The organism is Klebsiella sp. CN_Kp113, from assembly GCF_040064585.1.
GTDB classification, from domain to species: Bacteria; Pseudomonadota; Gammaproteobacteria; order Enterobacterales; family Enterobacteriaceae; genus Klebsiella; species Klebsiella michiganensis.
The window spans coordinates 171,221-197,986 of record NZ_JBEAID010000023.1 but is presented as its reverse complement, the minus strand read 5'-3'; the positions used below and the strand labels follow the sequence as shown (position 1 = coordinate 197,986).

General features: G+C 59.8%; 10 protein-coding genes. 4 read left to right on the top strand and 6 right to left on the bottom strand.

Features of this window, described 5'->3' with window-relative positions:
• Positions 1-3: 3 nt before the first annotated feature.
• The 5 genes from ABLV30_RS16050 to ybtA all read right to left on the bottom strand — a co-directional run bounded on the left by ABLV30_RS16050 (position 4) and on the right by ybtA (position 18,702).
• Positions 4-807 carry an alpha/beta fold hydrolase gene (locus ABLV30_RS16050; RefSeq protein WP_048262810.1) on the bottom strand — a complete coding sequence of 268 codons (804 nt, stop codon included), beginning with the start codon at positions 805-807 and terminating at the stop codon, positions 4-6.
• Positions 804-1,901: a Gfo/Idh/MocA family oxidoreductase gene (locus tag ABLV30_RS16045; RefSeq protein ID WP_265799954.1), complete on the bottom strand. Its 1,098-nt coding sequence runs from the start codon at positions 1,899-1,901 to the stop codon at positions 804-806. The genes ABLV30_RS16050 and ABLV30_RS16045 overlap by 4 nt, the downstream gene beginning before the upstream one ends.
• The gene (gene irp1 / locus ABLV30_RS16040; RefSeq protein ID WP_348865624.1) at positions 1,898-11,374 is read right to left on the bottom strand and encodes a yersiniabactin polyketide synthase HMWP1; all 9,477 of its coding nucleotides are present in this window, start codon (positions 11,372-11,374) and stop codon (positions 1,898-1,900) included. Before irp1 ends, ABLV30_RS16045 begins: the two co-directional genes overlap by 4 nt.
• A gap of 86 nt (positions 11,375-11,460) precedes the next feature.
• Entirely contained in the window at positions 11,461-17,559 is a 6,099-nt protein-coding gene (locus ABLV30_RS16035; RefSeq protein ID WP_265799951.1) for a non-ribosomal peptide synthetase, read from the bottom strand.
• Between the two features lie 183 nt (positions 17,560-17,742).
• Positions 17,743-18,702, bottom strand: a complete 960-nt coding sequence (gene ybtA / locus ABLV30_RS16030; protein ID WP_025106339.1) for a yersiniabactin transcriptional regulator YbtA — start codon at positions 18,700-18,702, stop codon at positions 17,743-17,745.
• A 256-nt stretch (positions 18,703-18,958) separates the two neighbouring features.
• On the opposite strand from ybtA, the gene ybtP reads away from it, so the two are divergent.
• From ybtP to ABLV30_RS16010, 4 genes are read left to right on the top strand one after another with little or no spacing between them, the layout of a single operon-like run.
• On the top strand, positions 18,959-20,671 hold the full coding sequence (gene ybtP / locus ABLV30_RS16025) for a yersiniabactin ABC transporter ATP-binding/permease protein YbtP (protein WP_046877587.1): 1,713 nt from the start codon (positions 18,959-18,961) through the stop codon (positions 20,669-20,671).
• A complete protein-coding gene (gene ybtQ / locus ABLV30_RS16020; protein ID WP_265799948.1) occupies positions 20,658-22,460 on the top strand; it encodes a yersiniabactin ABC transporter ATP-binding/permease protein YbtQ in 1,803 nt (600 codons plus the stop codon). The genes ybtP and ybtQ overlap by 14 nt, the downstream gene beginning before the upstream one ends.
• Positions 22,453-23,733, top strand: a complete 1,281-nt coding sequence (ybtX, locus tag ABLV30_RS16015) for a yersiniabactin-associated zinc MFS transporter YbtX (RefSeq protein WP_049079822.1) — start codon at positions 22,453-22,455, stop codon at positions 23,731-23,733. The genes ybtQ and ybtX overlap by 8 nt, the downstream gene beginning before the upstream one ends.
• A gap of 27 nt (positions 23,734-23,760) precedes the next feature.
• Entirely contained in the window at positions 23,761-25,071 is a 1,311-nt protein-coding gene (locus ABLV30_RS16010; RefSeq protein ID WP_265799946.1) for a salicylate synthase, read from the top strand.
• 69 nt (positions 25,072-25,140) lie between these two features.
• Here the strand turns inward: ABLV30_RS16010 and pgtP are convergent, their stop codons facing one another.
• The gene (gene pgtP / locus ABLV30_RS16005; protein ID WP_009652152.1) at positions 25,141-26,532 is read right to left on the bottom strand and encodes a phosphoglycerate transporter PgtP; all 1,392 of its coding nucleotides are present in this window, start codon (positions 26,530-26,532) and stop codon (positions 25,141-25,143) included.
• Between the last annotated feature and the right edge of the window lie 234 nt (positions 26,533-26,766).

Sequence of the window (26,766 nt, the reverse complement as noted above, 5' to 3'; positions counted from 1 at the left end):
GCGTCACCTTTCTGAAGTGCAGGACCGATTTTGCAAAGCGGTCGTCGCAGAAAATACGTGGGGAAAATGGTGAATAATCTGCGTAAAAAAGGCCCTGGATTGTTGCAGCAGATAAAAATGGTCGCCGTCAATCACCACCTCGCCTGCGATATGGTTCAGCCACGGACGCCAGGCCTCCATCTCCGGCCGGGAGGCTTCACGATCGCGGCTGCCGCACACGAGCAGCGCAGGCGTGCGCAGCGGCGGAAAATCGTCGAGCGAGTCGTAGTGATAGTGCTCAGTAGCGTAAAAATCAGCGCGCAGAAGAGGAAGAAATAGCGACAGTAGCTCCTTGTTTTCCTGTAGTTCAGGCGAACATCCGCCGATATCGATCAATTCAGCGATAAAGTCGGCATCATCGCGGTCGCTGAGCCTGCGCCGGGAATGCAGATGAGGGGCATGGCAGCCGGAAATAATCAGCCCTTGTGGGGGAAGCCCCCGTTGTTCCAGAAGCCGGCAGGTTTCAAACGCCACCTGTGCGCCCATGCTGTGCCCGGCAAGTAAAAGCGGGGCGTCAGGCGATACGCTCTCTTCCAGTTCGTCCGCCAGCAGCGACGCCAGTTGCGTAATGCTGCTGAGCGGCGCCAGATGGCGCAGGCGATCGCGCCCCGGCCAGGTCACCAGGGAAAGCGCGATCTCCGCCATGGGGTGGTCTCGCCAGCGGCGAAACGCGCTACTGCTGCCGCCCGCGAAGGGGCACATCACCAGATGCGCCGTACTGGCGTTGCGGGCGGGCCATAACGGTATACACATGGCAGATTGCATCACCGGGACTCCTCATCGTGGCGGTAGAAAGCCGGTAACCGGTCGTGACGCGGCGGCGTCAGATGTCGGATCTCCGCATGGCCGGTCTTACGTAAAATCTGCTGCCATAACTGTGATAACGCGAGCTGATGAGCGGAGTGGCAGGCCGCCGGCAGATTTCCACCCGCCAGATGGCAGCGCAGCTGCTGTAGCAACCTACCGACCCCCTCCGGTCCGGCGGTTTCACAGCAATCACGCCAGCTCAGGGGAGCCGCGCTGCGCGTCTGGCCCGGCGGGTCGCGCAGGATCTCCGGCCTGCGGTAGAGACTACGAACATTCGCCTGATGTTCTGCGACAAACAGGCTGGATGACCAGACCACGGGGCCGTAGCTTGCCTCCAGCGAAAGATGACCTTCCGGCCAGCCCAGCAGCAAACGGTGCATAATCAGGCTGTGCATATCAGGATCGTCAGGATCGAGATAGCGCTGAAGTAGCAGACAGGCTTCTCCCGCCGGCCAGAAAAGTCTCAGACAGTGAAAGTCGCTAAAGCTACCGACCACTTCGCACGCCACGCTGGCGGCATCAACCTCTAGCGCCAGCAACAACAAATCCAGCGTGGAGTAGAGCAACTGTCGGCTGGTGGTTGCGTGAGCAACCGACGGCGCCTGATCCAGGCTGCGACGTAACCGCTGCGCATCCCCGAGCCAGGCGCGACCCGCACGCGCGTGCGGATAAAACGTGTTGACCCAATAGCAGCGGCCCCGTTCCTGCGCCAGCGCTTGTAAAGAACGGACGTCATCCGGGTGGAGGGGATGTTCCTGAATCACGTGCACGCCGCGGGTCAAAAAGTGCCGGGCAAGCTGGGTTCCGCTCCCGCCGGCGACGGTTGAGCGCACGACGATACAGGCGATATCCGGCATCTCGGCGATCTGTTCCGGCGAGGTATACAGCGGGATTCCAAACGCATAGGCCAGCTCTCTCGATCGCGCGCTTCCCTGGGACAGAAGACCAACCAGTTCCAGCCCCTCCTGGGGCTGCATAAAGGCGTTGAGGTACATTTCGCCAAATTTAGCGCCCACAATCAGTACGCGTAGCTTAGGGGCGGCGGACGGCATCATAACGTGTTCTCCGGTTGCGTTGAGGTTGCGCCGAGCCAGCGCTTTATATGCTGCGCACAGGTCTGAACGTGGGGGGGCTCCAGCATGATTTGCCAATGGCTGGCTTTAATCGCATAGCTGTCGGCGCGGTCTATCCAGGGTTGCCATTCGGTTTCCGCTGGCGTCCAGCGCGCGGGTCTCATCGCGGCATGCACGATGAGACAGGGGAGCGGAACGGTTTCGTCCGGCGTATGCTCGGTCAGTAAGCGCAGCAGATGCGCGATGTTGTCGATCCACGCTTCCGCCGCCTGTAGCGTCAGGTTTTGCGCCATCATTCCCGCCGTTCTGGCAAGGTCGATAAAATAGGCAAGCTGGCGGTCGGGCGTCAGCCGATCGAAATGTTCCGGCAGCGCCAGCGGCGTATCTCCTTCGGCTAACAGCCGCAGCAGGGCCGTCCGGTTTGCGCAACGAAAATCCTGTCGACACACGGGATCGATTAACGCCAGCCGTACCTGCTCGCCTTTGGCATCCAGGCGCTGCGCGGCGCCCGCCGCAAGAAAAGCGCCATACGACCAACCCGCCAGAACATAAGGGCCGTGCGGCTGCTGGCGGCGGATACTCGCGACATACTCATCGATCATCCGATCAAGCGTGGCAAAACGCTGCGGCGATTTTGCCTGCAGGCCGAAAACGGGCATATTCAGCGCGCTGGCGAGCGGCAGCCAGGCGCTGATATCGCCGTCTGAAGCATGGAAAACAAACAACGTTTCGCCGCCACCGCCCTGGCAAATGGGCACAGGATTCTCCTCTGCCGACGAACAGGCCTGCAGATGGGCGCAGAAGTCGCTGAGCGTTGAATGGGTGAACAGATCCTGAAGGCTGGCGCTGGCAATTCCTCTGCGGTTCAGCTGCGCGACCATCCTTGTCGCCATCAGGCTGTCGCCGCCCAGCGCGAAAAAGTCGTGATGTCTGGACACGGGGCGAGACAGCAGCGTTTGCCAGAGTTCAGCGACCTGTTTTTCCAGCGCCGGATCTCCCCCGGAGCTCGGTGTCGATTCGGCTGGCGCAATCTGTGCGTCAGGCGGGGCCGATAGCGGAGTAAATAACGTTTCTCGCTGCCGGATCTGCAACGCGGGCAGGGTGGCGCCAAAACGCTGCTGCAGATAGCGGCTCATGGCTGCTTTATCCGGGCGATTCACCCCAGGCGAACGTGCGACCAGCAGATGCTGGCGCAGCGGCGACGATTCCTGCGGCGGCCAGGCCAGTTCGTTGGCAAAACCGGCCTGCACAAGCACTTCCTGCCATGCCGAACGGGTGAGCATAGGTTTTTCATCCCGGCGGCGGAAATCGCGGTATCCGCTTAACCCTTCGATAAAGCCGACGCTCGCCAGCTGGAATACGCTGTTTCGTTCCGTCGCTTCAACGATCAGCAGACGTCCGCCGGCTTTCAGCAACCGCTTTAATCGGCGCAACGACTGTACGACATGGCTGGCGTCGTGAAGCACGTTGACGGCAATAATCAGGTCGTAACCCGCCTCGGGGTGGGCGGTAAAATCCAGCGGCTGGTTGATATCGAATAAGGCGTAAGACACCCGCGATTCATCGTGGAAACGGGTTCGGGCGTCGTTGAGGAACTGCGCGGAGACATCCGTGAAGTGGTATGACAGCCGCGTGTTTCGCGTGGCCTTCAGCACCGGTTCCGCGGTGGCTGCGGTTCCGGCGCCCACCTCGAGGATCCGTTCTGCGCCGCAAAGGGCGGCAATCTGCGCGGTATAGCGATTCAGACAAGCGCTGGCGGGGTTTTCGCGATACAGCGCGTCGGTTACGCGCAACGACTCGTTGAACAGCAGTTCCAGCGGCGAACACTGCCCGGAGAAGAGGTCGTCGTGCCGGGCGATGCAGGCGTCAAGATACTGCGCCAGCGCCTGGCTCCAGTGGGTTTGCGGGCAAGCTTCGTGAGGTTCGGGAATTTCGCTGAGCGGAATGCGGCAGCGCCAGCTATCCCCCTCGCGCACTAACCATTCTCTTTCCGCCAGACACTGCAGCCACTGGCGTAGCAGGCGCCGGTGTGACGCTTGCGCGCCCAACGCCTGTACTATTTTGCCAAATGGGTGGGCAACCTCCGGGGTGGTGAACAGACGGTGGCGATATAGCGTTGCGGCAATCCCCTGCAGCGCACGCGCCTCCAGCCAGCGCCAGGTCGCTTCCAGCTCGTCAAGTTGCGTCTGTTCAGGCAACGGCAGCGCCAGTGAGGCGAGATCGTGCTCATCATGTAACGGCGCTGAGGGCGGTGGATCCTCGGTCATAACGATATCCAGGGTTAACGCGCCATTTTCGCTTAATTCCGCTCTGGCCTGTTGGATGCAGGGGTATTCCTGCGCCGCTTGCTCAATATCCCGCAGATCGTAGTCTGTCTGCGCGTTCAGCGGCCAGCGGCGGCGGGGAATGTGTTCGGCAATCCCGCTGTCCATGGTCTCCAGGACTTCAGGGGTGGCAATGGCGGCCTGCAGGATGGCGCAGTAGTCATTAAACATCGCTTCAGCCGCGCCCGGTTCCAGCACGTTATCCATGCAGTACCAGCTAAACGTCAACGCGCCATCGCTCTCCATCACCTGATGATCCAGCCAGACCTGCGGCGTTTGCGTAAAGACATAGCAGGGTTCGCCGAACAGATGACTCATTGCCCGGTCGATAGCCATTCCTTCCAGCGTCATCCCCAGCATGCTGGTAAACACCACCGGCATCAGCGGTTGACGCTGGGATCCGCGCTGGCGCCCCAGCTCGCGGATCGCCTCAACGCCGTTCACTTCGCTGTGCGCCATGTTTTGCCAGAGACGCTGCTGGGTCCGTTGCATCTGCTCCTGCAGCGTTAGCGGCGTTGAGAAGTTAAAATCAACCAGCGTGACGGAGGTAAAATCCCCGATCAACTGATTGATTTGCGGGTGGATCGGCTGGCGATTGAAGAACGTCAGGTTCAGCGTAAATGCCGTGGTACGGCTCCAGCGCTCAAGGGTGGCGGCAAACAGCGTGAGCAGCGCGGCGGAGGGGGTGACGCCCTGCTGCTGCCAGCGTTGTTTCGCCGCCTGCCACTCTTGTCTATCAAGCGTCGAAGTGAACGTGGTGAAGTGCGGGGTTTCCGGCGGAGTCTCCACCACCGGCAGTTCCGGCGCTGAAGGCAGTTGCGGCAGTTTTTCCTGCCAGTAATCCCAGGCATCGTGCCATGCTGTTGTTTGTCGGCGCGCCTGTTCAGCCATCACGTAATCGCGGAAGGTGATATCGAGCGGCGGCAGCGTTTCTCCGCGCCATACCTGGGCCAAATCGTCCATCATGACTTTAAAGCTCTGCACATCGAACTGCAGAAGATCGAGGTTCATGTGCAGGCGGTAGCGGCAATCGTCGATTTCGCTGACCACCAGCTCAAAGAGCGGCCACTGGTCGGCAGGTAAAACGCGATAGCTCAGTTCATGGCGCCGTTTTTCCAGCGCCTGGCACTGCTCTTGCGGGGAAAGCGCGCGCAGATCGTCGCGCGGGATACGATACGTCGGGGTTGTCGCCAGAACGCGCTGTTGTCCATCTGCATCCACCACCATCCGCAGCATATCGTGGCGGGCAATGAGCTGGTTCCATGCTTTCTCCAGTACGGCGAGATCGAACTCATCGTGGCGTTTATCCCATTCAAACAGCACGTGACAGGCAACGCCGCCATAGCCAATAAGATGGGTTCTGCCCAACCAGTAGGCATGCTGAATCGGCGTCAACGGGAAGGGCGCGTAACGCTCAGCGGCATCGTGCTGCAACGCTTCCGGCGGCGATACGGCAGGCGCCGTCTCTGCCTGAGAACAGATAAGCTGTGTGAGCCCGTGCGGCGAGAGATCCTGCCACGCCCGTTCCGCGTTGATGCGTACACCCAGGTCATGTTGAATATCGCTGCTGAGTTCAAGAAAGAGCAGCGAGTCCATTCCCAGCTGTAACAGATCCTGATCTGCGTTCAGCGAAGCAGGATCGTTCAGTCTTAGCTGCACCGCAATGCGATTTTTCAGCCATGTCATCACCGCCGCTTTATCGCTGATGCTACCGTGAAAAGCATGGTTATCAGCGGGAGTCGCGGCCGGAATCGCGGCGTGTTCTGTTGCTGCGGCGTTAAACAGAGCCTGCTGCAGCGGGGGCATTTTGTCGGTGAAAACGCGCATGGCCAGTCGCCAGGCGGCGCCGCGCATCACCGCTTGTTCAAGGTGCCAGCGCCCCTCGGCATCGCTTAACGCGCCCATGCCACGATCGGCAAGGGTCGTCAGCATCTCTGTCGTAGCCGCCCGGCCGCTTTCTCCCCATGCGCCCCAGGCGATGGAGAGCACTTTCGGCGTATCAAGGGAGGAGAACTGCTGGGCGAGCCCGTCAAGATAACCGCAGGCCAGCGCATGGGCGCTCTGGCCTGGCGCGCCGAGGGCGGCGGCAGCGGACGAATAGAGAATCAGATAACGGGCGTCGTGGTTGCCCAGCGTTTGTAATAGCTGGCTTGCCGCCTGCGCTTTGACCGCGAAAACGGCGGCCAGCTGGTGGTCATCGAGTTCCTGCAAGGGCCCATCAGCCAATACGCCAGCGGTATGAATCGCTCCGGCAATGCCGCCGCTGGTCACCAGTTCATCAAGAACACGAGCCAGCTCTCCGGCATCACCCACATCACAACGGCAGACGCGAATCTCCACGTCCGCTGTGTCGCCTGGCCATGACGCATCCACGCGCGGCGCCAGTAGCGCGATGCGGCGCGCCCCTTTTTCTCTGAGCCAGTTCACGGCAAGGCGGCCCAGTCCGCCAAACGCCCCGGTCACCAGATGCCAGCGGTTATCGCCGGCAAACACCTTCGCCGGTAATTCGGCGGCGCATCCCGCGTTGGGCGCCAGCGAAGGGAGCCAGAAGCCGTTATCCCGGGCTGCAAGCCAGCGTTGTGACAATGAAACAGCGCTTAATCCTTGACGCAGCGTTTCCCACGAGGCGTTTTCAGCCATATCGATAGCGGCGATTAACCGTTCCGGCTGTTCGTTGGCCACGACGCGAAGCATAGCCCACAGCGCGTGATGGGCCGCTGATATCGCCTCGTTTTCCTCGATTCGCCACGCGCGGCGGGTGACGACAATCAAGCCGTCTGGGCTGGCGGTGAGCGCCTCTTTCACCTTTGTCGCTAACGCCAGCGTCTCCTCGCTCTCGTCGACAATCATCAGAACAGAAGGGGCCTGCGGATCGTGAAGAATGCCGTATTGCGCCAGCGCCTCTTCGTAGGCAAGGGTACCGGCGCTGAAGCGGAATACCAGCGGGCGGCTATTACTGTCGATGCTGAGGGGCCTCCAGCGCCAATGATAATGCGTCTGCGGCGCAGGAAGAGGCGCGTCGGGCGCCAGCGGCAGCCACTTGCCGTCTGGATGACGGGCTTCCACGCGCATCTCGCCGCGGGAAAAGGCTGCGTTTCGCCAGCTTAAGCGCACCTCCCCCAGCCATTGCGGGGCGGTAACGAGGGGCGGTTTCACGGGGGAATCGTCGCCGTGCCGCGCGGAGAGGCGCCGCCAGGCCTCCTGCCAGCGGGCGGTAAACCGTTCCGGCTGACCTGCGCAATCGGACCAGTCGGCGAGATAATCAGGGTTATCCGGCAACGTCTGTTCCAGCGCGGATTCTGATGACGTGGACATCTCCTGGCCGGGAAGGGTGGCGAGAATGATATGTTCGCTCATACCGGCGGTCGGGCTGTCGTCCTGCGGTAGCCACGCTACTTTGCTGAATCCAGCGCTTCGGCACTGCTGCTGCCACTGATGGGGGGTGAGGAAGAGCTCGCCTTCGCGGGCGTCGATATCCTGTAGCGGGAGGACCAGCGGGCCGAAAACGAAATCAAACAGACGCATTGGCTGGGTGATTTCGCGCATCAGCAGGCGCCCGCCCGGCTTGAGCAAGGGACGCAGATTATCGAGGGTTCGACCGATATGGCGCGTGGCATGGATCACGTTAGCCGCGACGATAAGATCGTAAGACTGCGCCGCAAAGCCCTGAGACTGCGCCTCTTGTTCGAGATCCAGCTCGTCGTAATGCACAAAGTCATAGTCGGCGAATTTCTGCTGCGCGCGGCGGGTAAATAGCGCGGAGATATCGGTGAAGTGGTACTCCAGCGCCGGTACGTCTTTGAGTTCAGGCAGCAGCCATGCGGTGGTGCCGCCGGTTCCGCCGCCGACTTCAAGAATGCGCAGCGGCTGATGGGGCTGACGCGCCTGGACGATACCCCGTAGTACCCCGGCGGCAATCTGGTTGAAATAGCGGCCAAAGCTGAATTCCTGATATAGCACCTCTACGCCGTCGGAAGCGCCTTGCGGGAAGATAATCGCCACCGGCTCTTCCGCGCCGCTCATCATGTCGTATAACCGATCGCCGGCACGGGCGATGGTATCGGGGATAGCCTGATAACCTTCACAATAATCGGCGAGTTCCGTCAGCAGAATTTCCCGCTGCTGATGTTCAATGGGGCGGGCGCGGTAGTAGCGCCCCTCAGCGCAGCGGTAGTCGCCGTCGACCACGCAGTTATTTAGCAGGCGCTGAAGCAGCTGCTGGTAGCGGGGCATCAGTCGTCCATGGCGCATAATGGTGATGGCGTCCACGCCGTTATCTATCGCATCGCCCGTACAGCGTTGTACCAGCCGATCGACATAGATGGCGTGCAGTCGCGTGGCGCACTGTTTAAGCGCCTCCAGACGGGGGAGTTCGAGCGCTGTCGCGGCGCTGTTGGCCACCTCTAATCCAGCGGCAAGCACAGCATCGGCAGGCTCGCAGGCGGAGGTGGCGCGTTCTTTCCAGTAACGCTCGGTCGCAAACGGATAGCATGGCGCGGAGATACGTTGCCCATCGCCTGCCAGAAGATCGGCCCACGGTAAGGTGACGCCGGCCGCGTATAGCTGGAGAAGCGCCTGATTCAGGACAGCGCTCGCCTCCTGTTTACGCCGGGCGCTGGCTATCCAGTAAGCGTCATCGCGGTATTCGCGCTGTCCGGAGGCAATCAGCTGGGCGTCGGGCCCCATTTCAACAAAAACGCGGGCACCGAGCTTGCGCGCCGCCTGAATACTCTGAATAAAACGTACCGGCTGGCGCATATGGCGGCGCCAGTAATCCGCCTGGTTGAGCGTCGCCTCGTCAATGAGTTCGGCGGTAAGCGTGGAAATCAGCGGTATTTGCCCCGGCTCGGCGAGCAGACCCGCGCAGGCCTCCTGGAAGCGATCGAGTATTGGTTCAAGTAAAGCGGAGTGCGCCGCGCCGCTTACGCTCAGGCGACGATAGTCGATCTCGTGTTGCGAAAGCGCGGCGCAAAACTCCGCGATACGGGCTTCCGGCCCGGAAAAGACCGTATGCCGGGTGCCATTGTTGGCGGCGAGATCCAGCTCGAACTGACGGGCCAACGGCATCAGCGCCTCTTCTTGCGCAAATACCGCCACCATCGCGCCGCTTGCGCACAGCTGCATCAGCGCGCCGCGCCGACATACCAGCGGCATGACCTGCTCAATGGTATAGTGTCCGCAGACAACGGCAGCGGCAAATTCGCCGACGGAGTGACCCATGGCGAAGTCGGCCTTCAGTCCTTCAGCGCGCCAGTGGGCCGCCATCGCGATTTCGAACGCGACAATCGCCGGCTGGGCCCAGGCCATATTGTCAAGCTGCGCTGAATCGGGATTAAACATCGCTTCCCGTAGCGAAGGCGTGAGCATGTCGCGACAGGCGGCAAAACAGCGCTCCAGCGTATCGGCAAACGCCGTTGAGTGCTGGTACAGAGACTGGCCCATAGTGCGCCAGTGCGAACCCTGCCCGGTAAACAGCCACACCTGTTTGCCGCTGGCGCCGTGGCCGCTATAGACCGGCGAAGTCGATTTCGCGCCAGCCCAGGCGCTGAGCGCGGCGGCGGTGTCATGATTTAATGGCGCCGCCAGGCGGAAGGGAAGATCGAGACGGCGCGCGCGTAACGCCGTGAAGGCCAGATTGTTGGCATCCGCGTTCTCCCTAAGCGCCGCGGCATAGTCCGCTGCCAGCTGCCGCAACGCGGTGTCGCTGGCGGCGCTGAGCAACAGCGCGGAACTCTTGCTGCCGTCATCCGCGGCGGGGTAGCTTATGTTGAGTTCGTCGGGCAGCGAAGCGACGATCATATGGCAGTTGGTGCCGCCAATACCGAAGGAGGAGACGCCCGCGTAGCGCACTTCGTCCTGCCACTCCTGCGCCGTCACCGGCACGGTAAAGGGGCTTTCCTCGAGCTTAAGCGCCGGGTTTGGCGTGTGAAAATTCAGCATTGGCGGAATTTTTCCGCGACTGACCGCCAGAACGGTTTTCAGCAGTCCGGCAATGCCCGCCGCGGTATCCAGGTGACCAACGTTGCTCTTCACGGAACCCAGCACGCAGCGCTGTTGCGGCGGGCGGGGAGCGTAGACGTTGCGCAGGGCTTCTATTTCAATCGCGTCTCCCAGCGGCGTGCCGGTACCGTGGGTTTCAATGTAGCCGATCTGCCTGTCGTCGATGGCCGCCAGCATTAACGCCTCTTCGATGACCGCTTGCTGTCCTGCCACCGACGGCGCGGTATAACCCACTTTTCTGTTTCCGTCGTTGTTGACCGCGCTGGAGAGGATCACCGCGATAATCGGATCGCCTGACAGCAGCGCGTCCTTCAGGCGACGCAGCACCACGCAGCCGAGACCGTTGCCGGCCCAGGTGCCCTCTGCCGAGGCGTCAAAAGGGCGACAGTGGCCGTCGGGAGAGAAAATCATCCCGGGCTGGTAGCGGTAACCCGCCTGCTGGGGGAAGGAAAGCGCCACTCCGCCGGCTACCGCCATATCGGATTCGCCTGCGCGCAGGCTTTCGCAGGCCAGATGGACCGCAACCAGCGAACTGGAGCAGGCGGTCTGTACCGATAACGCCGGGCCGTGCAGATTGAGTTTGTAGGCCGCGCGGGTGGCTATATAGTCCTTGTCATTGCCCATCAGAGACTGCAGGCCCTTGACCTGTGCGACCTCTGTCACGTTCAGGGCTTCGCGGCCGGGATAGGTGCTCATCCGCGAAGAGGCGAAAACGCCGGTCTTATGGGGGACGGCGCCCGGGGCGTAACCTGCATGCTCCAGCGCATGCCAGACCGCCTGTAAAAACAGGCGCTGCTGGGGATCTATCGACTCCGCTTCCTGCCGCGAATAGCCAAACAGGGTGGCATCGAAGCAGTCAGCGTTGTCTAAAACTGTTCCAATATTGACGTAACAAGGATCGTCAATAATGGCGGTATCCAGCCCGGCGGCCAGAAGCGCTTCGCGCGTAAAGCGTCGGCTGCATTCGCGGCCTTCCAGCAGATTTCGCCAGAAGGTTTCGCCATCCGGCGCTTCAGGAAAATGGCAGGCGTAGCCGATGACTGCGACAGGTTCGCAGTCCGGGTAGCGTTGAGCGATCGATGCATCAATGGAATCTGCTGTTGGCGCAGAAGAGAAGCGCAAGTTATCCATAATCGGTCCCGTTTCCTAAAATTGACAAAGTCAGTGGCGCGCCATGCGTTGGCGATGGCGTCCGGGAAAAGTCAGTTTGTTTCGCGTCAAATGCGCCGCTGACGCCGGCGAACCGGCCGCACGCGTTTGGTTTTCTCCTCCAGGGCTACGCCAGCCAGATAATTGGCCAGCGCGACAGGAGAAGGGTGAGTGAACAGGTCAAGCAGCGTCAGGGCGGCGAATTCGTGACGTTGTAACAAGACGTGCAGCTGTACCAGATTCAGCGACGTGGCGCCCGCCTCAAAAAAGTTCTCTGCGGGTGCGACAGGCTCGCCAACCACCTCGCGAAAGGCGTCGCAAATCAGGCTGACGCTGCTCTCGTCCGCCGCGATCCGCGGCTGAGCGCGCTCAGGGCGCAGCCGGCGGGCGCGTCGCTCCGTGACCTTAAGCGGGGGAACCAGGTCGGCGAGCGGCAGCTGCCAGCTGCTGTCATCCTCCGCCATTCGGTTAAGCAACGCGCAATACTGTGCAAACTGGCGCTCCACCTGCCCGTCAGGAAACAGGGCGGCGACAAAATCCCAGTTAAAGCGCAGTTCCCCTTCGGATTCATAAACCTGGTGATCGAGCCAGACCTGCGGCGTCTGGGATATACCCCACACCGGTTTGAGCAGATTGCGCCGGGCAAGGAAGTTATCCTGCTCAAAGCCCAGCGCGCTGGTAAAGACGACGGGCATTGGGACAGCCGGTACGTTTTGCCGCCGCGCCAGTTGCCGCATCACGCGTATTGCCGACACATCGCGGTGGTTGAGGCTCTCGCTTAGTCGCTGCTGTAATAACCGCGCGCTTTGCAGCCAGCTCTCGCCGGGATGCCAGCTCAGCAGCATCAGCGAAGTAAAGTCGCCCAGGATCTGGTTGATTTGCGGGTGCAGCGGTCGTCTGTCGAAAAGCGTAAGGTTAAGCGTGAAATCGGGCTGTGCGCTCCATGCAGCAAGAATCGTTGACCACACGGATAACAGTACGGCCGACGGGGTGAGATGAGCGTCAGCTGCCCGCTGTTTCAGGCGACGCCAGCGCGCGCTGTCCATTGCCCCATTGAGCCGTGCGAAGCGCGGCGTCTCAACGTCCTGAGGCAAGCAGCGTAGCGGTAACGCAGGTGCCGGAGGAATATCATCAAGCTGCGTTTGCCACCATGCCAGAGAGTCGGGATTGGGCGTCCGCAGCGCGGGTTGCTGCAGATAATCCCTGAAGGTAACGGGAAGCGGCGGCGGCAGCTGCTGCGGATAGCGATAGCCGTGTTCCAGCTCTGACAACAGGATCTGCATGCTCAACCCGTCAAGCAACAGGTTATCCAGACACAGCCACAGGCGGGCGGGCATCCCGTCGACGAACCCGACCTGGAGATCGAATACCGGCCAGACTTCAGGGTTGAGAACCTGATGCGCCAGTCTGTCGCGTACCTGCAGCGCCTCTTCGGGGCTGTGCAGGATGTGCGCGGGTATCACCCACGGGGGAGTCTGTTCGAGAACCCGCTGTTGTCCATCCCGCACTACGGCGCGCAGCATATCGTGGCGGGCGATTAACCGGTTCCAGACCTTCTCCAGCCGGTGAATATCCAGATCGGCAATTTCAAATTCAACAAAGAAGTGTGAGCCTACGCCGCCAAGGGCAAAGCCCGGCTGACGCCCGACCAGGTAAGCCTGCTGCACATCAGTCAGCGCGAAAGGCCGGTAGCGTTCTTCAGGGGAGTGGACAAAGGGTTGTTCAACAGGGAGGTCGGTTTTACGCAGCGTGGCGGCAAAATCAGCCAGCCGGGGGTGATTAAACAGGTCGCTTAATCGTGCTTCATAACCCGCCTGGTGGAGCTGTCCGATCAGCCTGGTGGCTAGCAGGCTATCACCGCCATGCTGGAAGAAGTCGGTTTCTCTGCTGACGGCGCCCATTGACAAGAGCGGCTGCCAGATGACGGCAACCTGCTTCTCAATATCGCCCAGGGGTAAATCCGCTTCAGTCCGGTTTTCAGCTTCCGGGGTATGACAGCGCTTTAGCGTCTGATAGTCAATTTTGCCGTTCGCCGTCAGCGGTAAGGCGTCAAGTAAGAAGATCCGTTTCGGTACCATCCACCCCGGCAGACGTTCGGCGAGAGCGGACTGCAGCTGACGAGGATCGCGGCGTACCTGGCTAACGGGGCATTGTACGAGAAAGCGCTGCAATCCCTCGACTTCATCGCCGTGCTGGCAGTTGAAAGCGGCGGCGGTAAATATCGCCCCCCAGTCAGCGCTATTGTGAAGTAAGGCTTCGGGCTGACCATCGGTTAACAGAAGCGTGCTGAGCAGGGCGGAGGGCGTTAACTGACGAAACTCCAACACATAGAGCAGCGCGCCTGGAACGGCCAGCTGCTGTAATGCCGCGAGGAGCCCGGGCTCTTCCGGCAGCAGACGATGCAGGGCGTTATTCAGCCAGATAATGTCCGCCGAATGAGCATGCGCCGCCAGCGTGTCTGCACTCCAGAGGGCCAGACGGGCGTCAGACCACGGTGCAAGCCGCTGTCGGGCGCTCAGCAGCAGCTCCTGGCTGTGCTCAAGCCCGACATACTCAATCTCGTCAGCGCTGAGCCGGGTTAGCAGGCACTCTGCGGCGCGGGCGGTGCGGACACCCACCTCTAGCAGGCGTACCGGGCGCTGTAAACGCCGGGAAAGCTGTTGACAGATTGTCGCCAGTTCCTCGATATACAGGGCGCTGGCCGGATGGTCGAAAGCCAGACTTTCCGGCGACCACCGCGCATCGTTCAGTAATGACAGTTCGTGGCGAGCGCCGCGAAGGATCTGCGTTAAGGTGAGGTCATGCCCGCTGAAAGAAGGAGGGTCATTCTCCGGCGCTTCCCCCGCACAAACCTGATAACCCTCAGCGGCGGGCTGCAGCCGCTGTTGGGTCACGAGAAAGGCTAACCAGCGTTCCACCACGGCCCGCCAGCGAGGCTGGATAGCGAGAGCATTCATCAGGGGAAGAGGATCGGCGCCAGGAGTTTGACCCGGTTTCAGTTTTAACAGGCGATGCTGAAGAAAATCAGCGACCTGGCCGGCGGAGATTTCCGGGGGGCAGACACAGCAGGGCAGCGTTCCGGCAAGCCCGCGCCACTCCTGGGGCAGCGCCGGGTCCCGATGATGGGTAACACAGAAAGCCGAACCCTGAGGCACAACCCAGGCCGCCAGGGTCTTTTCTTTTTCGCCGATCGCCACAACGGTTGACTGTTTCACTCCCGCCAGCTGGCTTAGCGCGCTTTCGATTTCACCCAGCTCGATGCGATATCCCCCGACTTTGACCTGCTTATCGCGACGACCGAGGAACTCTAACGTACCGTCTGGCCAGTAGCACCCGAGATCGCCGGTGCGATACCAGCGCGCGTTCGATTGCGTTACAAACTGCTGCTCGCTGCGTACAGGATCGTTAAAGTAGCCTTCCGCGACCCCGATACCGCCAATCCACAATTCGCCCGGTACCCAGTCCGGGCAGTCCCGGCCCAGTTCATCCACCACCCGGTAACGTTGGTTGGCCAGCGGAAAGCCATAAGGGATGGCGCGCCAGTGGTCAGGGACCCGGTTAATTTCACAGGCGTTAGACCAGATAGACGCCTCGGTGGCGCCGCCCATGGCGATAAACTGTCCCTGGGGGCGGAAGGCGTGATAGCGGGCAGGGAGATCGAGGCCGATCCAGTCGCCGGAAAGCATGACCGCCCGCAGTTTCTCCGGCGCGGCGTCGGCGAAACCTTCACACCAGGTCAACAGCATATCGAACAGCGCCGGGACGCTGTTCCAGAGCGTAACCTGATGACGCTGGATCAATTCGCACCATGCGCGGGGATCGCGCCGTTGATTTTCCATAACGATAACCAGCGCGCCGCCGGCGCTCAGAACGCCAAAAATGTCGTAAACCGATAAATCAAAATGCAGGGCGGAGAGGGCCAGCACTCTGTCTCCGGGACCCACCTGGTAACGGGTATTGATATCGCAGCAGGTATTCAGCGCTGCACGGTGAGAAATGACCACGCCTTTCGGCGTGCCGGTCGACCCGGAGGTATAGATAATGTAGGCCGGCTGCGTCGGCGCGCACGCCGCCTGGTCGGCTAGCGGCTCCGCCTCGATGGCCTGCTGCCAGGTCAGGTGGGAAATATCGTCTGACCAGGCGCTGGCGTCGTGCTGGCAGGTGAGCACCAGCCGGACGTTGGCGTCGGCGTAGATTTTCCCGCGCCGCGCGGCGGGCTGGTCGAGCGAAACCGGAACGTACACCGCCCCGGACAGCAGAACGGCGAGGACCGCAACCAGCTGTCCCGCGCCTTTCGACATTGTAATAGCGACATTGTCGCCGGGCTGAACCCCGCACGCGATTAACCTGCCAGCGCAGCGGCGCGCGTTCTCGGTCAGCTCACGATAATTCCACTGATAATGCGCGTCCGTTACCGCCAGCGCCTGCGGTTGCCGGAGGGCGATGCGGAAAATGCCTTCATGCAGCAAGCCCTGAGGAACGGGTGCGTCGGTTGCGTTAACCCGTTGACGTATCTCTCGCTGGCTTTGGGGCATCCTGTCCGCGAACGGCTTCTTCCAGGCGCTTTCATCATCGCAGAGTTGGTTAATCAGCTGGCAGTAGGCGTTGAACAACGTCTCGACCAGCGCCGGTGGGAACAACGCGTCATTGCTATCCCATTGTAGCCAGACCTCGCCCCGATGCTCGAACGCCAGATGATCTATCCAGACCTGCGGCGTCTGCGAGATGCCCCATTCCGGTTCGCCCAGCGGCGACTCGGCGCGGCTGCTGTACAGGGAGCGCCCCAGATTGCTGGTAAATACCACCGGGGCGCCGTGGGGATGGCTTTGCTGGCGTTTGAGTTCACGAAGGAGCTCGACGCCGGACCAGTGGCGATGCTCCCAGTCCTCAGTAAACGTGAGCTGGTTTTTACGCGCTAGGTTGCTGACGGTATCGCCATCGCAGGCGGTATCCAGCAGAAGAATATTGGTGAAGTCGGCAAGCATTTCGTCAACCGCCGGGTGCAGCGGCTGGCGGTCAAATAACGTGATATTGAGCAGCAGCCGCGTCAGGCCGCCCCAGCGCCCCAGAACGGCAGCAAAACAGGTCGCCAGCGCCATTGTCGGCGTCACGCCATTCTCACCGGCCCGTTGGCTAAAGGCGTTCCAGCGTGTTGTCGGGACAATCATGCGGCGTCGGGTATTACGGACTTCACGCAGCGTGGCGGGTTCGCAGGCTAGCGGTAAAACCGGCGCGGGTGGCAGCAACGATGCTTTCGCCAGCCAGTACGCGCGCGCTTTGTCGAGCAGCGGCTGATTGATCTTCTGCTGGTGCAGCAGATAAGCGCGGAAATCATAGCGGGGGTCGCCGGGCGGCAGCGACTCTCCGGCCAGCAGGGCGTTAAGTTCATCGAAAAACAGCGTAAAGCTGGAAGCATCCATAATCAGCAGGTCGATATTGACATGGAGGCGGTGGCGATTGTCCGGCAAGAGCGTCAACTGGAAATCAAAGGTTTCGCCCATTTCCACGCGTAAAAGACGGTGGCTCAGGCGCTGGCGCAATGTTTCCAGATAGGCCTGGCGGCTTGCCTCGTCGGTCTGGCGTAAATCATGAACGGTGACGCCGTTCCAGTATGGCTGCGGTAGCCAGACCTGCTGCCCGTCGGCGCGAAAGGCGATATGCAGCATCGGGTGGCGTTGCAGTAAGATCGTGATGGCCTGCTCCAGCTTTGGCGCCGTCAGATCATGGCCGGCAAACTCCTGATACAGATGGCAACCGACGCCGCCCAGCGTCTGTCCGGGCATTCGGCCCGTCAGATAGGCATGCTGTACCGGCGTCAGCGGGAAGGGGGTACCCTCGCTCATGACTGGCCACGCCGCGTCCGCCGGGGAGCTTGCATCATCCGGTTTTTCACCCGAACGGCTGCGCATCAGCTGGCGCCATGCTGCCAACGTGGGGGCGGCATACAGCTCGCGAAGGGTGAGGCGGTAGCCCTTTTTACGAAACCAGTGTAACCATCTCATTAATCTTATGGAGTCCAGGCCCGCCTGGATCAGATTGCTCTCTTCCTGTAACTGCTGCGGCGCTACATTCAGTTCCTGTATTAACAGTTCGCGTAATTGTTGATAATCGGCCGCTTCGCCGTTGTCCGATAACAGCGGATCCTGAGAGGGGGCGCCAGAAATCATTCTTCCTCCTGATGGCACGTCATACCAAAAGCATTGCTTATATGAGAATAATTATTATTAACAATTGAGCGCTACCCGAATCGGGTTTATTTGTGCCCGTTTCGGTTTACGGTCGGCAAAAAACAAGGCCCGGATGGCGAATCCGGGCCTTGTTAACGGAGGAGTTTCTGGGGTAAGCCCTGGTTAGATCAGACGTTTGAAGGTCGACGGGGTGACGCCAAACTGCTTCTGAAATGCGGCGGAGAAATGGCTGGCGTTGGCATAGCCTAGATCCGCCGCCACCGTCATAACGGAAGTATTGCCATTGGCCAGCCGTCTTCTTGCCTCCTGCATGCGTTCAGCCTGAAAAAGACCATAGACGCTGTTGTTGAACAGAACGCGAAATCCCCGCTTAATTTTAAGCACGCTTAAACCGGACTCTCTGGCGAGTTCGGTGACCCCCGGCGCCTGCGTCAAATCGGCCAGCAGCAGATCCTTTGCCCGCAGCAGTTTCTGGCGTTCCATCGGATTGAAGTGGCAGGAGGAACAGCTGGCGTCCTCGCGATGTTCATCCAGCACCAGGCTGAGCATCACCAGACTTTGTCCCTGTAGCCATAACGTCGACGGTTTTTGTTCATGACTGAAGCCGCCGTGCATCCGCATCAGCGCGTGACGCAGGGCCTGAGCCGTTAGGTGGGTTTCAGCATTACAACGCTGCTGCTGGCAACAGCAGTGGGAGTCGATCTTATTTTTAATGACCGAGCTAATATCCGGCACCCACAGCGCGAGGGCTTCAGGGCTGAAAGAGAGCGTAATGCTCTCGAACCGGCCGCAGTAGGAGGCGCTGCCGCGGCAGTCTGGCGTATGGGTAATGTAATGACGATCGCGCGCGAGTTCCCAGTCGGTGTGGCGGCTGAGCCCCTGGATCGCAAAGCGCGATGTGCCTTCCAGAATGCAAGAGAAGTTAATCCTGCCCAGGTCGTCGTGCAGCTGCAACGTCTCGGGCTGAGCAAAGTGGCCCCGCCAGAGCAAAATATCCATACCTTCCTGCAAAGAGCAGCGCAGCAGCTCACACTGGGCAGGAATAGCGCCATCGTTCGCGGGTTTTCCAACCACTAGCTGGTGAATAGAGATTGCAGATTGCGTTTGTGGTGACTCCGTCATGACCGGGTTATCTCCCTGTGGCTTAGACCAATGCGGGTATAAATAGAACCGAATGGGGTAGATGAGTAATTGATAATGGTTATTATTCACATTAATTCCCGGAACGCCACCTTGAAATAGTGTTTTTGGCGTCCATAAAAATTCATCAGGAAAATCAGTCGCTCCCATGTCATCTCACTCATCCAACACTGAATCGCTGTCCCGATTTCCTCTTTGGCAGGTGATTACCCCGGTTCGCCGGAAGGTGCTCCTGGCTATGGCGCTGGCGGGGCTGGCGGCCTTCACCAGCCTGGGGGCGCTGCTTTTTCTGGCATGGTGCCTGCGCGATCTGCGCGGGGCGCCTGACATCATCCCCGTCTGGCCGCTGAGCGGCGTAGTCGGCTGCGTGATAGCGACCTTTATCCTGCGCCTGCAGGCGTTCAATACCTCTCATTATGCGGCTTTCCATCTGGAGAATATTCTGCGCAGCAGATTAGCCCGCAAGACCCTACAGCTTGCGCCGGGCGCGTTACAGCAAATGGGCAGCGGATCGGTGGCGAAAGTAATGCTGGATGATGTGAAGTCGTTACATATTTTTGTTGCTGACAGCACGCCGCTCTATGCCCGCGCCATAATCATGCCGCTGGCGACTGTTGTTCTCGTATTCTGGCTGGACTGGCGACTGGCCATCGCGACGCTGGGGGTACTGGCGTTTGGTTCGGTGGTGCTGGTACTCGCCCGTCAGCGCTCGGAAAACATGGCTCAGCGCTATCATCAGGCGCGTGAACGGGTCAGCGCCGCGGTGATTGAGTTCGTACAGGCCATGCCGGTGGTGAGGACCTTTGATAGCGGCAGTACCAGCTTTTTGCGCTATCAACATGCCCTCGAAGAGTGGGTCGATGTGCTCAAAAGCTGGTATCGGCAGGCCGGATTTTCAGCGCGCTTTTCATTCTCAATTCTGAACCCCCTGCCGACCATATTCGTTCTTATCTGGTGCGGATACGGCCTGCTGCACGCTGGCAGTCTCGATTTTATCGCCTGGGTAGCCGTTTTACTGATAGCCAGCGGAATGGCCGAAGCGGTAATGCCGATGATGATGCTTAATAACCTGGTCGCGCAAACGCGTTTAAGCGTTCAGCGTATCTATCAGGTTCTCGCGATGCCGGAACTCTCGCGCCCGCGAGCCGATCGACAGCCGGAAGAGGCGAGTATCACCTTTGAGCAGGTAAGCTTTCATTATCCGCAAGCGCGGACTGGCGCCGCGTTGCAGGAGGTGAGCTTTCATGTGCCTGTCGGGCAAATTGTGGCGCTGGTAGGGCCAAGCGGCGCCGGGAAAAGCACCGTGGCGCGGCTGCTGCTGCGTTACGCCGATCCCGACAAAGGCCATATTCGTATTGGCGGCGTGGATCTGCGCGATATGCGGATAGAGACCCTGATGAAGCAAATCTCGTTTGTGTTTCAGGACAACTTTCTTTTTGCCGACACGATCGCCAATAACATCCGTCTGGGCGCGCCGGATACGCCGCTGGAATCGGTGATAGCGGCGGCCAGAGTGGCGCAGGCGCATGAGTTTATAAGCGCGTTGCCGGAGGGTTACAGCACGCGGGTCGGGGAACGAGGGGTATTTCTCTCCGGCGGGCAGCGGCAGCGCATCACCATCGCCCGGGCGCTTTTGCAGGATCGTCCCATTCTGGTGCTTGATGAAGCGACGGCGTTTGCCGATCCGGAAGGTGAAGCGGCGCTTATCAAAGCCCTCGCGGCGGCCATGCGCGGCCGGACGGTCATCATGGTCGCGCATCGTCTCTCCATGGTGACTCAGGCCGATGTGATATTGCTGTTTTCCGACGGTCAGCTCCGGGAAAGCGGGAGCCACGGGCAGCTGTTGGCGCAGGGTGGCCTGTATCAACGGCTATGGCAACGCTATCAGCAGGCGCAGCAGTGGGCGCCGGGTGGAACGCAGGAAGAGGCGGTGCAAAATGAAAGACACTAACCCGGTGGATAATCTGGCCTGGCGCGCGATCTGGCGCCAGCTTATCTCCAGCGTGGGCAGTCAGGCGGGAACGCTGCGGCGCAGTCTGGTTGCTCTGCTGCTGGCGGCATTGATGCAGGGGATCGCCTTCGCCTGTCTCTATCCGATCGTTGATGCGCTGCTACGGAATGAAGCATCGCGGCTTCTTCACTGGGCTTTGGCCTTCAGCATTGCGGCGTTGGTGACGCTGGCGCTCCGCTGGTATGGGCTGGGCTTTGAATACCGCGGGCATCTGGCGCAGGCCACCCATGAGCTGCGCCTGCGCCTGGGCGAACAATTACGCCGCGTGCCGCTGGAGAGGCTCCAGCGCGGCAGAGCGGGCGAAACGAACGCCTTGTTGCTGGGCTCCGTGGATGAAAACCTCAATTATGTGATTGCGATAGCCAATATTTTACTGCTGACCATCGTCACGCCGCTGACGGCGTCGCTGGCGACATTGTGGATCGACTGGCGGCTGGGGCTGGTGATGCTGCTGATCTTCCCTTTGCTGGCGCCGTTTTATTACTGGCGCCGCCCGGCGATGCGGCGACAAATGCAGACCCTGGGCGAAGCGCACCAGCGGCTGAGCGGGGATATTGTTGAATTTGCGCAGGGGATGATGGTATTGCGTGCCTGCGGTAGCGATGCCGATAAAAGCCGGGCGCTGCGGGATCATTTTAATGCTCTGGAAAACTTACAGACCCGCACTCACCGCCAGAGCGCGGGCGCGACGATGCTGATCGCCGGCGTTGTGGAGCTGGGACTACAGGTGGTGGTGTTGTGCGGAATTATCTGGGTGGTCACGGGCACATTGAACCTCGCCTTTCTGATTGCCGCCGCCGCGATGATTATGCGTTTCGCTGAACCGATGGCCATGTTTATCAGCTACACCTCGGTGGTGGAACTGATTGCCAGCGCCTTACAGCGTATTGAGCAATTTATGGCGATCGCGCCGCTTCCCGTTGCCGAACGCGGGGAGATGCCGGAACGTTATGATATCCGCTTTGACAATATTCATTACCGCTATGACGACAGCGGCGCTCCCGCGCTCAATGACCTCTCTTTAACCTTTCCGGCGGCCAGTATGAGCGCGCTGGTGGGCGCTTCCGGCGCAGGTAAAACCACGGTCAGCAAACTGTTAATGCGCTATGCCGATCCGCAGCAAGGGCGGATTTCTATCGGCGGCGTCGATATTCGTCGCCTGACGGCGGAGCAGCTCAACAGCCTGATTTCCGTCGTTTTCCAGGATGTCTGGCTGTTTGATGACACATTGCTGGCGAACATCCTGATTGCGCGCCCGCAGGCGACCCAGCAGGAAGTGGAAGAGGCCGCCCGCGCGGCGCAGTGTCTTGAATTCATTACCCGCCTTCCTCAAGGCTGGCTGACGCCAATGGGCGAGATGGGCGGACAGCTATCGGGCGGCGAGCGCCAGCGGATTTCCATTGCCAGAGCCTTATTGAAAGATGCGCCGATCGTCATTCTTGATGAGCCGACCGCCGCGCTGGATATCGATAGCGAGCTGGCGGTACAGAAAGCTATCGATAACCTGGTTCACAACCGGACGGTGATTATTATCGCCCATCGCCTGTCTACCATCGTCGGGGCCGGAAACATCCTGGTGATGGAGGAGGGCAAAGTGGTTGAACAGGGCACCCATGCGCAGCTGCTCTCTCTTCATGGGCGTTACCAGGCGCTGTGGCACGCGCAAATGGCCGCCCGCGCCTGGCGCGCCGAAGGGAGTTCCACGTCAGAGCAGGTGGCGCATGAGTGACGTTCCGTCGAATGTGAAATCGCTGACGTTAACCACCGGGCGGGTGATTTTCGCCATTGCCGGCATCTATGTGACACAGAGTCTGGTATCAGCGCTCTCGATGCAGTCCTTGCCCGCGCTGGTGCGCGCTGCTGGCGGATCGCTTGCGCTTGCCGGGGCGACAACCCTGTTCATGCTGCCCTGGGCGCTGAAGTTTATTTGGGCGCCGTGGGTCGAGCGCTGGCGGCTACCTCCTGGTAGCCCGCAGCGCCGTTCCCGCATGCTGATCCTGCGCGGGCAGGCTGCGCTCGCGGCGATCCTGGCGATTGCCGCCGCGATTGGCGGGACAGGGCGAGAAGGCGGATTGCCCGAAACGCTAGTCGTCGCGCTATTTGCGCTGTTTATGGTGGCGGGTACAGTCGCCTCCACTATTGATATCGCCAGCGACGGTTTTTGCGTCGATCAGCTGACCCGCGCAGGGTACGGTTGGGGAAACAGCGTGCAGGTCGGCGGCAGCTATCTGGGAATGATGTGCGGCGGCGGGGTGTTTCTGATGCTGTCGGCGACCGTCGGCTGGCCTGCGGCCATGCTGATGATGGCGGCGCTGATCCTGGTCTTATCCGTACCCCTGTGGCGCGTTGCCGAACCAACGCGCGCAGCATCTGTTCCGCATGTTCCGGCATTGGGTTATGCGCTTAGAAGGCGACAGGCCCGTCTGGGCTTAATGCTGGTATTGATGCTGAATTCCGGCATGCGGTTTGTGCTGCCTCTTCTGGCGCCGCTGCTGTTGGATCATGGTCTGAGCATGTCAGCGCTCGGTGCGCTGTTCAGCGGCGGTAATATTGCGGCGGGCATAGCCGGAACGCTGGCGGGTGGATTGCTGATGAAATACCTCTCACCCGGCAGAGCGCTGTTTGCGGCTTATGGCGTGCAGGGCATCGCGCTGCTGGCGGTAGTGATGACGCTGCTGATAGCGCCGGGTCCTCTACTGCTGCCGATTCTCCAGGGGTTGATCGTTGTTCAATCTGTTTCGCTGGCCTGCGCGTTGGTCTGTCTTTACGCCACGCTGATGGCGCTTTCTTCGCCTTTGCAGGCTGGTGTCGATTTTACGCTCTTTCAATGTACTGACGCCGCTATCGCCATTCTGGCCGGCGTAGTCGGCGGCGTTGTCGCGCAGCGCTTTGGCTATGCGGCCTGCTTCCTGTTTGCCGGCGTATTCACGTTGCTGGCGGCGTGGATTGTTTCTATCCGACTGCGTTCGGCAAAAGAACTAATGACAAGCTCAATTGATTGATCCGGGAATAACACAGAGAGGTAAGGGATGAAAATCAGTGAATTTTTACACCTGGCGTTACCAGAGGAGCAATGGCTACCGATGATTTCTGGCGTCTTACGTCAGTTCGGAGATGAAGAGTGCTATGTCTATGAGCGCCAACCTTGCTGGTACATAGGTAAAGGATGCCAGGCGCAACTGCAGATTAATGCCGACGGCACCCAGGCGACATTCATTGATGATGCCGGAGAACAAAAGTGGGCGGTAGATTCGATTACCGACTGCGCGCGTCGTTTTATGACGCATCCGCGGGTGAGAGGATGCCGGGTATATGGCCAGGTTGGGTTCAACTTTGCGGCCCATGCGCGGGGAATGGCCTATGATGCCGGCGAGTGGCCGCTGCTAACGTTAACCGCTCCCCGTGAAGAACTTATTTTTGAGAAAGGAAATGTTACCGTTTACGCGGACTCCGCCGACGGATGCCGCCGTCTGTGCGAGTGGGTAAAAGAGGTCGATACGGCGACACCATGCGGGCCAATGGTTGTGGATACCGCCCTGGACGGTGAAGCGTATAAACAGCAGGTTGCGCGCGCCGTTTCGGCGATCCGCCGCGGCGATTACGTTAAAGTCATCGTCTCACGCGCGATTCCTCTGCCAGCGCGAATTGATATGCCCGCTACGCTGCTATATGGACGACAGGCCAACACGCCCACCCGTACGTTTATGTTTCGCCAGCAAGGACGCGAGGCGCTGGGTTTTAGTCCGGAACTGGTGATGTCGGTGACGGGAAAGAAAGTGGTCACTGAACCGCTGGCGGGCACCCGCGATCGCATGGGCGATACGGCGCATAATCAGGCAAATGAGAGGGAGCTGCTGCACGACGGTAAAGAGGTGCTTGAGCATATCCTCTCGGTCAAAGAAGCCATTGCCGAACTGGAGGCGGTTTGCCAGCCCGGCAGCGTGGTGGTCGAGGATTTGATGTCGGTTCGCCAGCGCGGCAGCGTCCAGCATCTGGGGTCTGGCGTCAGCGGCCAGCTCGCGGAAGATAAGGATGCCTGGGATGCGTTTACCGTGCTGTTTCCGTCAATTACCGCGTCAGGTATCCCTAAAAAGGCGGCCCTCAACGCGATCATGCAAATTGAAAAAACGCCGCGGGAGCTCTATTCAGGCGCAATCCTGCTGCTGGAAGATACGCGCTTCGATGCGGCGTTAGTACTGCGTTCCGTGTTTCAGGATAGCCAGCGCTGCTGGATACAGGCGGGGGCGGGTATCATCGCGCAATCTACGCCGGAACGCGAACTGACGGAAACCCGTGAGAAATTAGCGAGCATTGCGCCCTATTTAAAGGTGCCCGCGTGACGGTTATCGACCCTGTTTAAGGTTAAAAGTGCCAGCAGGCTGGCACTCTCTTTTGCCGGGTTCAGGCGCTTATTGTGCGTCGGCCAGCGCCAGCTCGGCTTCTTGCTGCTGCGTGTTCTTACGCTGTTGCTCAAGCTCCAGCGCGCCGCGATGAGAGAGGTAGCAGAACAGAATGCAGCAGACGATCCCGCCCATCAGCAGATAGAACCCGCCGTGCCAACCCATTTTATCCACCATCACGCCAAACAGGCTGGTGCCTAACGATGCGCCAAAGATGTAGCTCATAAATCCGCGCAGTCCCACGGCGGAGCCGACGGCAAAGCTGGGAACAATTTCCATGGTCTGCACGGAGGCCAGAAACTGCGGCACGTAAATCAGGCAGCCCACGATCGCCGCGAACACCGTCACCATCAGCAGGGATTCGCTTTTCCAGTAGCCGATCAGGCAGACAAAAATCAGCGCCATACAGATCATGGCAAGCGGCATGCGCCGTCCTTTGAACAGCTTGTCGGAGAGCCAGCCCGCCAGCAGGGTCGACGGAATCGCCGCCCATTCAAAGAACAGGAACGCGACGCTCATCTGCTCTTTGGAAAAATGTTTCACCGTCAGCAGATAGATAGGCAGCCAGCTGATCATGCCGAAACGCACCATATAGACAAACACGTCCACAAGGGAGACATACCAGGCGTTTTTGTTGCGCAGAACGTAGGTGCAGAAGATCTGGAATGCGCTCATATTCTCCGGCGCTTTTACCGCGTGTTTAGCGTTAAGCACGACCTTTTCTTCCGGCATCATCTCTTCCAGCGCAGGCAGGCCTTCCTCGCGCGGCGAACCTTTACCCAGCGCCAGTACGCTGATGGCGAACACCACCGCCACGCAGGCCGGGACAATGTAGCTGGCGCTCTGCCAGTGCTCGGTACCGAGAATCGCAAACGCGGCGCCGACGATTGGGGCGACAATCCCGCCGCCGACGTTATGGGAAATGTTCCAGAAAGCCCCCACGCGACCGCGCTCCCGGCGAGGGAACCAGTTAGCGATGGTGATAAAAGAGGGGCCGACGCCCATCCCCTGAAACAGACCGTTCAGAACGACCAGCGCAGCGAAGATCCAGAATGCGGTGCTGAACCCCAACCCGACGTTGACGATCGCGCACAGCACCAGGCCGCAGGCCATAAAGACTTTCGGGCTGGCTTTATCCGCCAGGCTGCTCATAACGCCTTTGCTGATCCCGTACGCAATGAGCATACAGCTGCTGAGCAAACCGATCTGGGTGGCGCTCAGATCTAACTGCTCTTTCAGATAAGGCGTGGATAAGGTGAAATTGTTGCGCACAATATAGTACGCCAGATAACCCAAAAATACGCTTAGCAGCGCCTGCATGCGGTAGCGGCCATAAGTTGCCTGAATTTTCTCAGCCGGCACTTTATTTGCCGACGGCCCTTTTTTTAATATTGATAACATGTCGTCACCTGTATTTTATATTGATATGAACATCAGGAGTATTCGGCATGAAGAGTGAAATAAGTGGTCAGAAAACTCAAATCGTCGAAATGGGTCAAAACTGACTCAAATTAATGAATTCAGGGGTTATTTTTAACGCATTGAGCATCAATGAAATAGCGAATAATTAATTTTCCGCTGATTTTATGTCAGGCATGTGCGGATATTAACAAATTCCACATTCATTATCTGGTA

Excerpts from the sequence above, each read along its gene's own strand:
- ABLV30_RS16035 (WP_265799951.1), bottom strand. The coding sequence starts at position 17,559 with ATGATTTCTGGCGCCCCCTCTCAGGATCCGCTGTTATCGGACAACGGC.
- pgtP (WP_009652152.1), bottom strand. The coding sequence starts at position 26,532 with ATGTTATCAATATTAAAAAAAGGGCCGTCGGCAAATAAAGTGCCGGCT.
- irp1 (WP_348865624.1), bottom strand. The coding sequence starts at position 11,374 with ATGGATAACTTGCGCTTCTCTTCTGCGCCAACAGCAGATTCCATTGAT.
- ybtA (WP_025106339.1), bottom strand. The coding sequence starts at position 18,702 with ATGACGGAGTCACCACAAACGCAATCTGCAATCTCTATTCACCAGCTA.
- ybtX (WP_049079822.1), top strand. The coding sequence starts at position 22,453 with ATGAGTGACGTTCCGTCGAATGTGAAATCGCTGACGTTAACCACCGGG.
- ybtQ (WP_265799948.1), top strand. The coding sequence starts at position 20,658 with ATGAAAGACACTAACCCGGTGGATAATCTGGCCTGGCGCGCGATCTGG.
- ybtP (WP_046877587.1), top strand. The coding sequence starts at position 18,959 with ATGGCGCTGGCGGGGCTGGCGGCCTTCACCAGCCTGGGGGCGCTGCTT.
- ABLV30_RS16010 (WP_265799946.1), top strand. The coding sequence starts at position 23,761 with ATGAAAATCAGTGAATTTTTACACCTGGCGTTACCAGAGGAGCAATGG.
- ABLV30_RS16045 (WP_265799954.1), bottom strand. The coding sequence starts at position 1,901 with ATGATGCCGTCCGCCGCCCCTAAGCTACGCGTACTGATTGTGGGCGCT.